Source organism: Bacillus sp. UNC437CL72CviS29, from assembly GCF_000482345.1.
GTDB classification, from domain to species: domain Bacteria; phylum Bacillota; class Bacilli; order Bacillales; family Bacillaceae_G; genus Bacillus_A; species Bacillus_A arachidis.
In genome coordinates, this window is record NZ_AXVB01000003.1 from 325,593 (window position 1) to 338,435 (window position 12,843).

Consider the following 12,843-nt stretch of genomic DNA (forward strand, 5'->3'; position numbering starts at 1 on the left):
TATGAGGTAGATTAGAAAAGAAAATTCATTCAAACTACTATTAATGTTCTTTTAATAGTATATGCATATTTCGTAAATAAGGTTAGAAAGTGAACGCTTTCTTCACAGATGTTTAATATGTTATACTTTTTTTTAGGATTTGAAAAGAAGTAGTCAAAATAGGAATATAGAAGGCTTAGAAAGGGTTTTGAAAATGAATAATAAAATCGTCTTTTTTGATATTGATGGAACATTGTTAGATCACGATAAAAAAATTCCACAATCTACAAGAGAAGCGGTGCGTACGTTACAAGAAAAAGGAGTACATGTGGCAATTGCGACAGGGCGTGCACCTTTCATGTTTGAAGACATTCGTAATGAGCTTAACATTCATAATTATGTTAGTTTTAATGGCCAATATGTTGTATTTGAAGATGAGGTTATATTTAAAAATCCATTACACCCTAATACATTACATACTTTTACAACGTTTGCTAAGCAAGAGGGATATCCACTTGTTTATTTAGATCATAAGGATATGAAGGCAACAGTAGAATATCATAATTATGTAAAAGAAAGTTTCGGAAGTCTGCAATTTGAGCATCCGTTATATGAGCCAAGTTTTTATGAAAATCGTGACGTTTATCAAACGCTTCTTTTTTGCCAAGCGGGTGAGGAAAAAAAGTTCATTTATGATTATCCAGATTTTCATTTTATTCGTTGGCACGCGTATTCTATGGACATTATCCCAAATGGTGGTTCTAAAGCAAAGGGAATTGAAAAATTCATTGAGAAATTAGGGTTTAGGCGTGAACAGGTCTATGCTTTTGGAGATGGATTAAATGATTTAGAAATGATTGAAGCAGTAGGAACGGGGATTGTAATGGGGAATGGTCACGACGATTTGAAAAAACTTGCTAATTATGTGACGAAAGATGTTAGTGAAGATGGGATTCTTCACGGTTTGCAGTGGGCTGGTTTACTCTAGGTAATATGGTGTGAGAACCATTCCATAAGAGGAGTAATATGATAATAGTAGTAAAAAGCAGAAGCTATTGCTTCTGCTTTTTATCGTTCTAGAGGTTTTGCATCCTCGGGGGCTACAAAAGGATTTTTTTGATTAATATGATCATAGAACATTACACCATTTAAATGGTCAATCTCATGTTGGAATACAATCGCTGGTAACCCTTTCAAACGTAATTTTACTTCTTCACCATCGACGGTAGTTGCTTTAACTGTAATTCGTGTATAACGTGGAACATATCCAGGAACTTCACGATCTACAGATAGGCATCCTTCGCCACCTGATAAGTATGTACGTTCAACAGAGTGACTAATAATTTTGGGATTGAATAAAGCGTAGCTGTATAAAGTTTCGGTTGTATCAGTAACATGAACAGCAATCATTCTTTTTGAAATACCAATTTGTGGTGCAGCTAGCCCGATTCCTGGACGTAAATTATATTTTTCAACCATTTCAGGGTTTTGACTGTTCATTACAAATTCAATCATTTCTCGTAGTACACGTGTATCTTCCTCATTTGCTGGCAGAGGTACTTCTTCTGCTACTGCTCGTAGAATGGGATTTCCTTCACGAATTACATCGTTCATTGTAAGCATTCACAATCTCTCCTTTCTCCTTTAGTCTACCAAAGGAGCTGAAAAAAGTCATGATAAAGTACATAGTACCTATATATAAATTAAGCAAATAAAGAGGATGACTAGTGCTGTAATTTTATTATTAGCGATTGGTTGGTAAAAAAAGAAAAGACGGCAGAGCCGCCTATTTCTTTCTATAGTTGTTTTGTTTTACATTAACGAATGCAAGCAGCACCAACGATAATTAAAAGAATAAACAACACAACGATTAAAGCAAAGCCCCGTCCGTATCCGCATCCTCCGCAAGAACCTCCGTATCCTCCGTAAGAACCTCCGTATCCATAGGAAGGATATGAACAAGTTGGATAACAATATGTGTATCCGTACATGAGATGACCTCCTTTATCATTTCCCGCTAATACTGCGGTTATTATAAGGTATGGAAGAGTGGTTAGAAGTGTATAGACATTCGCCTAGAAAAGGAAGAAGTGATTGCATATTTTTGTTATAAAGAGAGAAAAACTAAGAAGAATTAAATCGTTTACATACTATTCTACGATGGAAAACAGGTTAAATAGGGAATAATATAACAGTAGGTTATTGCTTACTAATACAGATGTGAAAATAAAAACAACAATGTATAGTGGAAACCTTAATGTTATTCATAAAAAAATCGTAACCAAAGTAATTGACATCGTGATTAGAATAGTTGTAAACTAAAAAACGTGATCAAGATTGTATTAATATGTTTCTGAAAAAACATTAGTACAGATTGTTAGGTACACAAAATTATTCTCAACCGGCGAGGTTTCCTGTCGGTTTACATGGTTACGTTTTCGTACTAGTGAATTTCTAGTGAAAGCGTTTCAGAATATGGTTCAAGAGAGGAAGAGGTGAACGGAATGGGTACTAAAACAAAAAAGACCCTATTTAATGTTGATGAGCAAATGAAAGCTATCGCAGCTCAATTTGAAACATTACAAATTTTAAATGAAAACGGCGAAGTTGTGAATGAAGCAGCTATGCCTGAATTATCTGATGATCAATTAAAAGAATTAATGCGTCGTATGGTGTATACTCGCGTATTAGACCAACGTTCTATTTCTTTAAACCGTCAAGGACGTTTAGGTTTCTACGCACCTACAGCTGGACAAGAAGCTTCTCAATTAGCGAGTCATTTCGCACTTGAAGCAGAAGACTTCATCTTACCAGGATACCGTGATGTACCACAATTAGTATGGCACGGATTACCATTATACCAAGCATTCTTATTCTCTCGTGGACACTTCATGGGTAACCAAATGCCTGAGAATGTAAATGCACTAGCTCCACAAATCATTATCGGTGCGCAAATCATCCAAACTGCTGGTGTTGCGTTAGGTATGAAACTACGTGGTAAAAAATCTGTTGCAATTACTTACACTGGTGACGGTGGTGCTTCACAAGGTGACTTCTACGAAGGTATGAACTTTGCAGGTGCATTCAAAGCTCCAGCAATCTTCGTTGTTCAAAACAACCGTTACGCAATCTCTACTCCAGTAGAAAAGCAATCTGCAGCTAAAACTGTAGCACAAAAAGCAGTAGCAGCAGGTATTTACGGAATTCAAGTAGACGGTATGGATCCATTAGCTGTATACGCAGCAACTGCTTTCGCTCGTGAGCGCGCAGTAAATGGCGAAGGCCCTACTCTAATCGAGACTCTAACATTCCGTTACGGTCCACATACAATGGCTGGTGATGACCCAACTCGTTACCGTACAAAAGATATCGAAAACGAATGGGAACAAAAAGATCCAATCGTACGCTTCCGTACATTCTTAGAAAATAAAGGCCTATGGTCTCAAGAAGTAGAAGAAAAAGTAATCGAAGAAGCAAAAGAAGATATCAAACAAGCAATTGCTAAGGCTGACCAAGCTCCAAAACAAAAAGTAACTGATTTAATGGAAATCATGTACGAAAAAATGCCTTACAACTTAGCTGAACAATATGAAATTTATAAAGAAAAGGAGTCGAAGTAAGCCATGGCTCAAATGACAATGATTCAAGCAATCACTGATGCTTTACGTGTTGAAATGAAAAATGACCCTAACGTACTTGTGTTTGGTGAAGACGTTGGTGTAAACGGCGGTGTATTCCGTGCTACTGAAGGTTTACAAGCTGAATTCGGTGAAGATCGTGTAATGGATACTCCACTTGCAGAGTCTGGTATTGGTGGACTTGCAGTTGGTCTTGCACTTGAAGGATTCCGTCCAGTTCCAGAAATCCAATTCTTCGGTTTCGTTTATGAAGTAATGGATTCTATTTCTGGACAATTAGCTCGTATGCGTTACCGTTCTGGTGGACGTTGGACTGCTCCAGTAACAGTTCGTTCTCCATTTGGTGGCGGTGTTCATACTCCAGAATTACATGCTGATAGCTTAGAAGGATTAGTGGCTCAACAACCTGGTCTAAAAGTTGTTATCCCATCTACTCCATACGATGCAAAAGGTCTTTTAATCTCTGCGATTCGTGACAACGATCCAGTTATCTACTTAGAGCATATGAAATTGTACCGTTCATTCCGTCAAGACGTACCAGAAGGCGAATACACAATTGATTTAGGTAAAGCTGATATCAAACGTGAAGGTACAGATGTATCTGTTATCGCTTACGGTGCTATGGTTCATGCTGCATTAAAAGCTGCTGAAGAACTTGAAAAAGAAGGTATCTCTTTAGAAGTTGTTGACTTACGTACAGTTCAACCATTAGATATCGAAACAATCATCGCTTCTGTTGAAAAAACAGGTCGCGTAGTTGTAGTTCAAGAAGCTCAAAAACAAGCTGGTATTGCAGCTAACGTTGTAGCGGAAATTAACGATCGTGCAATCTTAAACTTAGAAGCTCCAGTTGTACGTGTTGCAGCTGCTGATACAGTATTCCCATTCTCTCAAGCTGAGAGCGTATGGTTACCAAACCATAAAGATATTGTTGAAGCTGTAAACAAAGTAATGAACTTCTAATTTTTAGTTTTTCATGTGCAAAAGAAATCAGCACATGCTGATTTCTTTTGCCATATTCCATAATAAAGAAATGAATCAGGGGGCTGAATTCCGTGGCATTTGAATTTAAACTACCAGATATCGGTGAAGGTATCCACGAAGGTGAAATCGTAAAATGGTTTATTAAACCAGGCGACGAAGTAAACGAAGACGATGTACTTCTTGAAGTGCAAAATGATAAAGCAGTAGTAGAAATCCCTTCTCCAGTTAAAGGTAAAGTACTTGAAGTACTTGTAGAAGAAGGTACGGTTGCAGTAGTTGGAGATACATTAATTAAATTTGATGCTCCTGGATACGAAAACCTTAAATTTAAAGGTGACGACCATGACGATGCTCCAAAAGCTGAAGAAGCGAAAGAAGAAGCTCCAAAAGCTGAAGCTACTCCAGCAGCAACTGCTGAAGTAGTAAATGAGCGCGTAATCGCTATGCCATCAGTTCGTAAATATGCTCGTGAAAAAGGTGTAGATATTCATAAAGTAGCTGGTTCTGGTAAGAACGGCCGCGTTGTGAAAGCTGATATCGATGCATTTGCAAATGGTGGACAAACTGTAGCAGCAACTGAGGCTCCAGCAGCAGTAGAAGCTACTCCAGCAGCAGCAAAAGAAGAAGCACCAAAAGCACAACCAATCCCAGCTGGTGAATATCCAGAAACTCGTGAGAAAATGAGTGGTATCCGTAAAGCGATTGCAAAAGCAATGGTTAACTCTAAGCATACAGCTCCTCACGTAACATTAATGGATGAAGTAGATGTAACAGAACTTGTTGCTCACCGTAAGAAGTTCAAAGCTGTTGCAGCTGACAAAGGTATTAAATTAACTTACCTTCCATACGTTGTAAAAGCTTTAACATCTGCATTACGTGAATTCCCAATGTTGAATACTGCTTTAGACGATGCTTCTCAAGAAATCGTTCATAAACATTACTTCAACATCGGTATCGCAGCTGATACAGACAAAGGTCTATTAGTACCAGTTGTTAAAGATACAGATCGTAAATCAATCTTCACTATTTCTAACGAGATCAATGATCTTGCTGGTAAAGCACGTGAAGGTCGTTTAGCTCCAGCTGAAATGAAAGGTGCTTCTTGCACAATTACAAACATTGGTTCTGCAGGTGGACAATGGTTCACTCCAGTTATCAATCACCCAGAAGTAGCAATCCTTGGTATCGGCCGTATCGCTGAGAAGCCAGTTGTGAAAAACGGTGAAATCGTTGCAGCTCCAGTATTAGCATTATCTCTAAGCTTTGACCATCGTTTAATTGACGGCGCAACTGCTCAAAAAGCATTAAACCAAATTAAACGTCTATTGAATGACCCACAATTATTAGTAATGGAGGCGTAATAACAATGGTAGTAGGAGATTTCCCAATTGAATTAGATACAGTCGTTGTTGGTGCAGGTCCTGGTGGATACGTTGCGGCAATTCGTGCAGCACAATTAGGTCAAAAGGTAGCAATTATCGAAAAAGCTAACCTTGGTGGCGTATGCTTAAACGTTGGATGTATTCCTTCAAAAGCGTTAATCAATGCAGGTCATCGTTATGAGAATGCAATGCATTCTGATGACATGGGTATCACTGCAGAGAACGTAAAAGTTGACTTTACAAAAGTTCAAGAATGGAAAAACGGCGTAGTTAAGAAATTAACTGGCGGTGTTGAAGGCCTTCTTAAGGGTAACAAAGTTGAAATCATTCGCGGTGAAGCTTACTTCGTAGATGCTAACACATTACGCGTAATGACTGAAGATGCAGCTCAAACTTATACGTTTAAAAATGCTGTTCTTGCAACTGGTTCTACACCAATCGAAATTCCTGGATTCAAATACTCTAAACGTGTTATCAACTCTACAGGCGCTCTAAGCTTACCTGAAATTCCTAAAAAACTTGTTGTAATCGGCGGCGGTTACATCGGTATGGAATTAGGTACTGCATATGCTAACTTCGGTACAGAAGTTACTGTAGTAGAAGCTGGCGACGAAATCTTAGCTGGTTTCGAAAAAGCAATGAGCTCTGTTGTTAAACGTGCCCTTCAAAAGAAAGGTAACGTAAATATTCATACAAAAGCTATGGCTAAAGGCGTTGAAGAAACAGAAACTGGCGTAAAAGTTAGCTTCGAAGTTAAAGGTGAAGTACAAACTGTAGAAGCAGATTACGTATTAGTAACTGTAGGTCGTCGTCCAAACACTCAAGAAATCGGTCTTGAGCAAGTTGGAGTTAAAATGACTGATCGCGGTATCATCGAAATCGATGAGCAATGCCGTACAAACGTACCAAACATCTATGCAATCGGTGATATCGTTCCTGGACCACCATTAGCTCACAAAGCTTCTTACGAAGGTAAAGTAGCTGTTGAAGCAATTAGTGGCCATGCATCAGCTATCGATTACATCGGAATTCCTGCAGTATGCTTCACAGATCCAGAATTAGCATCTGTTGGATACACTAAGAAACAAGCTGAAGAAGCAGGAATGGCAGTAACTGTATCTAAGTTCCCATTCGCTGCAAACGGTCGTGCATTATCATTAAACAGCACAGACGGTTTCCTACAACTTGTAACACGTAAAGAAGATGGTCTTCTTGTAGGTGCACAAGTTGCAGGTGCAGGTGCTTCTGATATTATCTCTGAGATTGGTTTAGCTATCGAAGCTGGAATGACAGCTGAAGATATCGCTCAAACAATCCATGCTCACCCAACATTAGGTGAAATCACAATGGAAGCAGCTGAAGTTGCTCTTGGAATGCCAATTCACATTGTAAAATAATACGAATAACCAAAATAACCCGCCTTTTATCTTTTTAAAGGCGGGTTATTTTTTATTTTATGGAATTTATCTTGCAAAATCCCGATTTGTGAGAGCTGATCGTTAGTGAGAATGAAGAAATCCATTGATTAAAGTTTCACTCTATCCATTAAAGCTTTAGTAGAGCTAACAAGGTCGTTATGTATATTTATGGAATAAATACGTAATACTATATAGTCTAAATTGGAATGTACGTAACTTTTTTAGAAATATAATGGACTCAAATCGATTACATCTTTTCGTATTATGTAATGGATTTGAGTCCAATACCATATCTTATTATAAAATAGAGCATGTCAAAGGAGATGGTTTCGTGAAAATCATACATGTTATATTTTATCATTTCCTTTTATGGAGTGGATTTTCTATTGTACTATTCTTATCAAATGGTGATAAATTTCATTATAAAGTGATGCTCTTTTTCGTGTTCCTTTATTTAGCATATGTAATTGCATATGTTGTTCTTCGTATAAGAAAACAGGCACTATTTCTTACTTGCGCAAATAGTATGCTCTTTTTACTGATATCTTTCCTTTTTTTATAGTTAGCGTTTATAAAAATACATTGTTCTTCCATTAAATAACCTTAATTCACCCTCTAATTTTTTTGCTAAAAAACGGCAGAATTCATTTGCTTTTCCTTTATCCCCAAATGTGGCAGTAGAAGGTAAGGAGATTTGAACGAAAGCTTGGTCGTTTTCTGTTCCTATCCCCACATAAATAGAATTATAACGATCATGACTAGATTTGAGCTCAAGTGTAGTATCTGATGTATCAAATATCTCATACGGAAATGCTACGTTAGTATATGCATAGCTAACTTGCGCGCCGGTTTGCGAAGTAATGGTTTTATAATAATTAAAAAGTTGTTTAACATCTTCTAATGAGACAGCTTGTTGTTTTGATTTAGGTACAAGTTTAATAAATGCATGTTGCATAAAGATTTTCCTCCTAAAGTAATATATACAGACATTTTAACACTGGTGTAAATTTTTTGACAATTAAAAAGGTTCTTTCCTTTTTTTGTTTAATATATACGGTAGAAAGTGTTGTGAGGAAAGGAGGAAGAAAATGTTTGAAAAATTGTATGATGAGCATGAGAGTGTGAAGGTACGATTTTTGGGATTTATGACACATGAAAACCGCTATGATTTTGGTGTTATTTATACAAATATGTTTTTTGGAAAACCTCTTGTTGTTTGCATGCAAACAGGGAGAGCAACTTTACTAGGACAAGACGATGTAGATAATGTTCAACATTTACAACAGGTCTTTAAATTACAATCAGAGGAGGAAGCGAATGACCTAGCACAATTCTTTAAGTTTCTTGTACCACCTACTTCCTTACATGCTGAATATGAAGAATAAATAAAAGGAAACAGTCGTACTTATTAAGATATGACTGTTTTTTCATGTTATTGTATCATACTAATATAAAGTTAATTTTTTTAATGTGTTATACTAAAAACCTATTGACGTAAAAAGTATAACATATTAAAATAAAGACAGAAAGTTAAGCGGTTACAAAAAAGTTTTTGGGATTATAAACTTAGGGGGAAATAAAAAAATGGGAACAATCGTATGTCAAGATTGTGAAAGTACAATTGCACACTTCGAGGATGAGAAAGTAACAGTACTTTACGGGAAATGCGGATCTTGCGGATGTGATCACAAGGAGCATACAAAAGCCCAGTAATATATAGGAATATTCTAGCTGAAAAAGTTTTTAGGACCATAAACTTAGGGGGAAATGAAAAATGGGAACAATCGTATGTCAAGTTTGTGAAGGAACAATCGCACACTTTGAAGATGAAAAAACAACGGTACTTTACGGGAAATGTGAATCTCATTGCGAATGTGGTCACAAAGAACATACAAAAGTTCAGTAATATATAGAACGTGTAAATATAAAGGTTTTCAATCATAATTCAAACTCAGGGGGAAATGAAAAATGGGAACAATCGTATGTCAAGTTTGTGAAGGAACAATTGCACACTTTGAAGATGAAAAGACAACAGTACTTTACGGGAAATGTGGATCTCATTGCGAATGTGGTCACAAAGAGCATACAAAAGCCTAATAATTAAAAAAACGCCTGCATATTTTGCAGGCGTTTTTTAATAGATTGTAGTTGTGTGACCAACCGTTGCAATAATTGCATCATCTCGAATGGGAATGAATTTGAATGTGGTTTGTAGGGTATTAGCAGAAGCATGTTGGCTCATGAGGCGACTATCTATGCGGGTAATAAAATCTGTTAAATATGCTGAGATAAAGGCATAGGGAATTCTTCGTTCATTTAATAGATAAATGATTTGTTCCTTTGTTTGTACTCCTACACCGTGCCCATAAAAAAAGAAATTACCTAAATAAATGGCATTTTCTCCTTGCCATTCAACTGAAGCTGGATTCACTTGTGGATTTTTAAAGTAAACAAGATCGCCAGGAACGATATCCCCACCGTTTTTTGTCACCAGTTTTAAATCTCGATCATAATCCCATGTATATAGTAGAAGGTTTGCGAATAAGCGGTTAAAAGTTTGCTCATCATATAGAGCTAAAAGTGCCTTGTAAAAAATAATAATCATTGCTGTTGCACATTCTGTTCCATACTTTTTTCCATCTTTAAAAATATCTCGTATCGCGACCGAGGGTGGTCTATTTGGAAGTAATTGAAATCCTCCTAGTGGTGTCCTTTGCCAAAATTCAGGGTTGCAATAGGACTCTTGGAATGTACGGAACTGTAATCCACTTTGAAAGAGTTCTAAGGAGGATGTAATGATATGAATTCGTAAATTTAGATCAAAGCTGAGTTCATCAGTTGTTCGGAATGAATATACTTCCTGATTTCCAGCCATAATGGCCAATATTTGTTGTTTCTCAGTAGCGAACGGTTCATTTTCACTCGTGATATAAGGATGTACAATAGAACGACCAATCACAATCATAATTGTATCCCCACCTATAAGTTACATTCTTTAGTATCGTATGAGTAAAAGAAAAAATGGTGAAAAAAAGCCTATCAACTGATAGGCTTGTATTCTTTAATAACGCGTAGTGTTTGGAGTGTCATATCTTCAGGACCTTGTACTGGTAGGCCAGCATCTAGGTTTTTATTAATGTAGTCTAGGTTTTCTTGCGTAATGATTTCGCCAGGGGTGAAGATTGGAATACCTGGCGGATAAACCATAACAAAATCTGCTATAATGCGACCAGCAGCTTCTTCAAATGGGATGACTTCTGCTTCTGAGTAAAAAGCATCCCGAGGAGAGAGGGCAAGTACAGGGATTTCTGGAATTTCAACTTGTACTTGAACACCTTTGTCCGCTCTATCTTTAAAGGTAGTTGCTAGTTCTCGTAAGGCCTCAATAAGAATATTAGTTTCGACCTCTGTATCTCCCAATGTCACAAGGCATAGAATGTTATATAAGTCTGAAAGCTCGACTTCAATGTTGTAATGTTCTCTTAACCATAATTCTGCTTCGTGACCTGTAATGCCTAGATCCTTGACAGATACAATCAGTTTTGTTGGATCATAGCTGAATGTTGCATCCATACCTAACATTTCTTTACCAGGGCAATATAGATTTTCAATCTCATTTATCGTACAGCGTACATGTTCGGCTAACTGAATTGTTTTTGTGATTAATTCTTTTCCTTCAGTCGCAAGACGTTTTCTTGCGACGTCTAAAGAAGCTAATAGAATATAGGAAGTTGATGTTGTTGTAAGCATGCTAATAATCGATTGAACATGTTTTACATTCACAAGGCCTTCTTTGACATTTAGAATGGAACTTTGTGTTAATGAACCTCCGAGCTTATGAACACTTGTCGCTGCCATATCTGCACCAGCTTGCATAGCTGACATTGGTAATTCGTCATGGAAATGAATATGAACACCATGAGCTTCATCAACTAATACAGGTATTTCATAGGAATGAGCTAATTCTACAATATGCTGCAAGTCTGCGGCGAATCCAAAGTATGTTGGATTAATAACGAGTAACCCTTTTGCATCTGAATGTTCCTCGAGTGCTTTTTTTACAGATTGAATCGTAATCCCATGTGAAATACCGAGCTTCGGATCGATTTCAGGATGAATGAAAATTGGTTTTGCACCTGAGAAAATAATGGCTGACATTACAGATTTATGAACGTTTCGTGGTACAAGAATTTTATCTCCTGGGCCACAAACGCTCATTACCATTGTCATAATTGCACCGCTTGTACCTTGAACTGAAAAGAAGGTATGATCTGCACCGAATGCAGTTGCAGCTAAATCTTGAGCTTCTTTAATCATACCTTTTGGATGATGTAAATCATCGAGCGGAGCAATATTAATTAAATCAATTGCTAATGCATTATGCCCAATAAATTCGCGAAATTCTGGGTCCATCCCTTGTCCTTTTTTATGACCTGGGATATGAAATTGAATTGGATTTCGCTTGCTGTGCTCTACTAAAGCGGTAAACAATGGTGTTTTGTATTGGGACAATCTATACACCCCTTCTTCTTCGTAATATTTATTATGAGTTGTTTTATGTGTATCTTGTTCAGTAAGAAAGTTATTTCCCCTATATAGTTATATAACTGTCTATAAGAACTTGACTTGTTCTACTTACCAAATGGAAGTTTCACTTTATTTTCAATAAAACAAAAGCATTATATCACCAATGATTATATATGTATAGAAAAAACTATTATTTTTATTATATGCATAATTAGTAATAATTTGTATGCCGTTATTCGTGAGCAGTAAAGTTTTAACTTAAAGTTCTGAGAAAGCGAGGAGATACGTAGAATTCCGTCAATGGAAGTTATATTTCTATTCGCGTTCAGTAATATCCTCATCTTAAAAATCAGCGAAAATAAAAGAGGATGGAGGAAAAATAAAGTTTCAATTTATCGAGGCTTATTTTCAAAAAGGAAAGGAGATCTATGCCTTTCATCGCCTCGTTGTCTTCGGTATGAAGAGAGACAATGCCATAATAAAAGAGAAATAGTGTATAATGCAAAAGGGACTATGATAAAGAAGGATGGAAGGTTTATTTTTAAGGGAGAATAAGGGTAAAAATGAAAGAGGTGTACATATGGAATATCAATATCCACTTGATTATGATTGGTCGAATGATGAGATGATTGCGATTGTGACATTCTATGAGGCAATTGAAAAGGCGTATGAAAAAGGTATCATCAGAGAAGAATTGATGAGATTATATCGCCGTTTTAAAGAAATTGTGCCGTCGAAAGCGGAAGAGAAAAAAATTGATAAAGAGTTTCAAGAAGTAAGTGGTTACTCTATATACCGAGCGATTCAAAAGGCGAAAGAAGTAGAAGAACAAAAGATTGTGAAAATGTAAAAAGATTTTGAAAAATCAAATTCTAAGTGCTATAATGGGATAACAACTTAAAACGGACAATATAA

16 protein-coding genes are annotated in these 12,843 nt (G+C 36.7%); 11 read left to right on the plus strand and 5 right to left on the minus strand.

Annotated features, from left to right (window positions below; translation table 11 throughout):
* Nucleotides 1–193: 193 nt before the first annotated feature.
* Complete coding sequence (locus M014_RS0101845; protein WP_026590185.1) at nucleotides 194–967, plus strand: Cof-type HAD-IIB family hydrolase; 774 nt, start codon at nucleotides 194–196, stop codon at nucleotides 965–967.
* A gap of 80 nt (nucleotides 968–1,047) precedes the next feature.
* Here the strand turns inward: M014_RS0101845 and def are convergent, their stop codons facing one another.
* Nucleotides 1,048–1,602, minus strand: a complete 555-nt coding sequence (gene def, locus M014_RS0101850) for a peptide deformylase (RefSeq protein ID WP_026590186.1) — start codon at nucleotides 1,600–1,602, stop codon at nucleotides 1,048–1,050.
* Nucleotides 1,603–1,796: 194 nt separating this feature from the next.
* Nucleotides 1,797–1,970, minus strand: coding sequence for a YjcZ family sporulation protein (locus tag M014_RS0101855; protein WP_026590187.1), 174 nt, complete (start codon nucleotides 1,968–1,970; stop codon nucleotides 1,797–1,799).
* A 513-nt stretch (nucleotides 1,971–2,483) separates the two neighbouring features.
* On the opposite strand from M014_RS0101855, the gene pdhA reads away from it, so the two are divergent.
* From pdhA to M014_RS0101880, 5 genes are all read left to right on the plus strand, one after another.
* On the plus strand, nucleotides 2,484–3,599 hold the full coding sequence (pdhA, locus tag M014_RS0101860) for a pyruvate dehydrogenase E1 component subunit alpha (protein WP_026590188.1): 1,116 nt from the start codon (nucleotides 2,484–2,486) through the stop codon (nucleotides 3,597–3,599).
* Nucleotides 3,600–3,602: 3 nt separating this feature from the next.
* Nucleotides 3,603–4,580, plus strand: a complete 978-nt coding sequence (gene pdhB / locus M014_RS0101865) for a pyruvate dehydrogenase complex E1 component subunit beta (RefSeq protein WP_000068166.1) — start codon at nucleotides 3,603–3,605, stop codon at nucleotides 4,578–4,580.
* Nucleotides 4,581–4,672: 92 nt separating this feature from the next.
* Entirely contained in the window at nucleotides 4,673–5,962 is a 1,290-nt protein-coding gene (gene pdhC / locus M014_RS0101870) for a pyruvate dehydrogenase complex dihydrolipoyllysine-residue acetyltransferase (protein ID WP_026590189.1), read from the plus strand.
* Nucleotides 5,963–5,967: 5 nt separating this feature from the next.
* Complete coding sequence (gene lpdA / locus M014_RS0101875; RefSeq protein WP_026590190.1) at nucleotides 5,968–7,380, plus strand: dihydrolipoyl dehydrogenase; 1,413 nt, start codon at nucleotides 5,968–5,970, stop codon at nucleotides 7,378–7,380.
* 352 nt (nucleotides 7,381–7,732) lie between these two features.
* Nucleotides 7,733–7,963 carry a hypothetical protein gene (locus tag M014_RS0101880; protein WP_026590191.1) on the plus strand — a complete coding sequence of 77 codons (231 nt, stop codon included), beginning with the start codon at nucleotides 7,733–7,735 and terminating at the stop codon, nucleotides 7,961–7,963.
* Here M014_RS0101880 and M014_RS0101885 read toward each other — a convergent pair whose 3' ends face one another.
* A complete protein-coding gene (locus M014_RS0101885) occupies nucleotides 7,964–8,356 on the minus strand; it encodes a DUF1885 family protein (protein WP_026590192.1) in 393 nt (130 codons plus the stop codon).
* Nucleotides 8,357–8,489: 133 nt separating this feature from the next.
* Between M014_RS0101885 and M014_RS0101890 the strand changes: the two genes are divergently transcribed.
* The 4 genes from M014_RS0101890 (at nucleotide 8,490) to M014_RS0101905 (ending at nucleotide 9,498) form a co-directional block, all read left to right on the plus strand.
* Complete coding sequence (locus M014_RS0101890; RefSeq protein ID WP_026590193.1) at nucleotides 8,490–8,786, plus strand: DUF3055 domain-containing protein; 297 nt, start codon at nucleotides 8,490–8,492, stop codon at nucleotides 8,784–8,786.
* A 199-nt stretch (nucleotides 8,787–8,985) separates the two neighbouring features.
* The gene (locus tag M014_RS0101895) at nucleotides 8,986–9,114 is read left to right on the plus strand and encodes a GapA-binding peptide SR1P (protein WP_000536782.1); all 129 of its coding nucleotides are present in this window, start codon (nucleotides 8,986–8,988) and stop codon (nucleotides 9,112–9,114) included.
* A 61-nt stretch (nucleotides 9,115–9,175) separates the two neighbouring features.
* Nucleotides 9,176–9,307, plus strand: coding sequence for a GapA-binding peptide SR1P (locus tag M014_RS0101900; protein ID WP_026590194.1), 132 nt, complete (start codon nucleotides 9,176–9,178; stop codon nucleotides 9,305–9,307).
* 62 nt (nucleotides 9,308–9,369) lie between these two features.
* The gene (locus tag M014_RS0101905) at nucleotides 9,370–9,498 is read left to right on the plus strand and encodes a GapA-binding peptide SR1P (protein ID WP_026590195.1); all 129 of its coding nucleotides are present in this window, start codon (nucleotides 9,370–9,372) and stop codon (nucleotides 9,496–9,498) included.
* A 37-nt stretch (nucleotides 9,499–9,535) separates the two neighbouring features.
* On the opposite strand, the gene M014_RS0101910 is transcribed toward M014_RS0101905, so the two are convergent.
* A complete protein-coding gene (locus M014_RS0101910; protein ID WP_026590196.1) occupies nucleotides 9,536–10,366 on the minus strand; it encodes a protein-glutamine gamma-glutamyltransferase in 831 nt (276 codons plus the stop codon).
* A gap of 74 nt (nucleotides 10,367–10,440) precedes the next feature.
* Nucleotides 10,441–11,922: an aminotransferase class I/II-fold pyridoxal phosphate-dependent enzyme gene (locus M014_RS0101915; protein ID WP_090687293.1), complete on the minus strand. Its 1,482-nt coding sequence runs from the start codon at nucleotides 11,920–11,922 to the stop codon at nucleotides 10,441–10,443.
* A gap of 586 nt (nucleotides 11,923–12,508) precedes the next feature.
* Between M014_RS0101915 and M014_RS0101925 the strand changes: the two genes are divergently transcribed.
* Nucleotides 12,509–12,778, plus strand: coding sequence for a UPF0223 family protein (locus tag M014_RS0101925; protein ID WP_026590199.1), 270 nt, complete (start codon nucleotides 12,509–12,511; stop codon nucleotides 12,776–12,778).
* Nucleotides 12,779–12,843: the final 65 nt, after the last annotated feature.

Coding starts and splice junctions, on each gene's coding strand:
- M014_RS0101855 (WP_026590187.1), bottom strand. CDS start 1,970: ATGTACGGATACACATATTGTTATCCAACTTGTTCATATCCTTCCTAT.
- pdhB (WP_000068166.1), top strand. CDS start 3,603: ATGGCTCAAATGACAATGATTCAAGCAATCACTGATGCTTTACGTGTT.
- M014_RS0101905 (WP_026590195.1), top strand. CDS start 9,370: ATGGGAACAATCGTATGTCAAGTTTGTGAAGGAACAATTGCACACTTT.
- M014_RS0101890 (WP_026590193.1), top strand. CDS start 8,490: ATGTTTGAAAAATTGTATGATGAGCATGAGAGTGTGAAGGTACGATTT.
- lpdA (WP_026590190.1), top strand. CDS start 5,968: ATGGTAGTAGGAGATTTCCCAATTGAATTAGATACAGTCGTTGTTGGT.
- M014_RS0101885 (WP_026590192.1), bottom strand. CDS start 8,356: ATGCAACATGCATTTATTAAACTTGTACCTAAATCAAAACAACAAGCT.
- pdhA (WP_026590188.1), top strand. CDS start 2,484: ATGGGTACTAAAACAAAAAAGACCCTATTTAATGTTGATGAGCAAATG.
- M014_RS0101895 (WP_000536782.1), top strand. CDS start 8,986: ATGGGAACAATCGTATGTCAAGATTGTGAAAGTACAATTGCACACTTC.
- M014_RS0101910 (WP_026590196.1), bottom strand. CDS start 10,366: ATGATTGTGATTGGTCGTTCTATTGTACATCCTTATATCACGAGTGAA.
- M014_RS0101845 (WP_026590185.1), top strand. CDS start 194: ATGAATAATAAAATCGTCTTTTTTGATATTGATGGAACATTGTTAGAT.
- def (WP_026590186.1), bottom strand. CDS start 1,602: ATGCTTACAATGAACGATGTAATTCGTGAAGGAAATCCCATTCTACGA.
- M014_RS0101925 (WP_026590199.1), top strand. CDS start 12,509: ATGGAATATCAATATCCACTTGATTATGATTGGTCGAATGATGAGATG.
- M014_RS0101900 (WP_026590194.1), top strand. CDS start 9,176: ATGGGAACAATCGTATGTCAAGTTTGTGAAGGAACAATCGCACACTTT.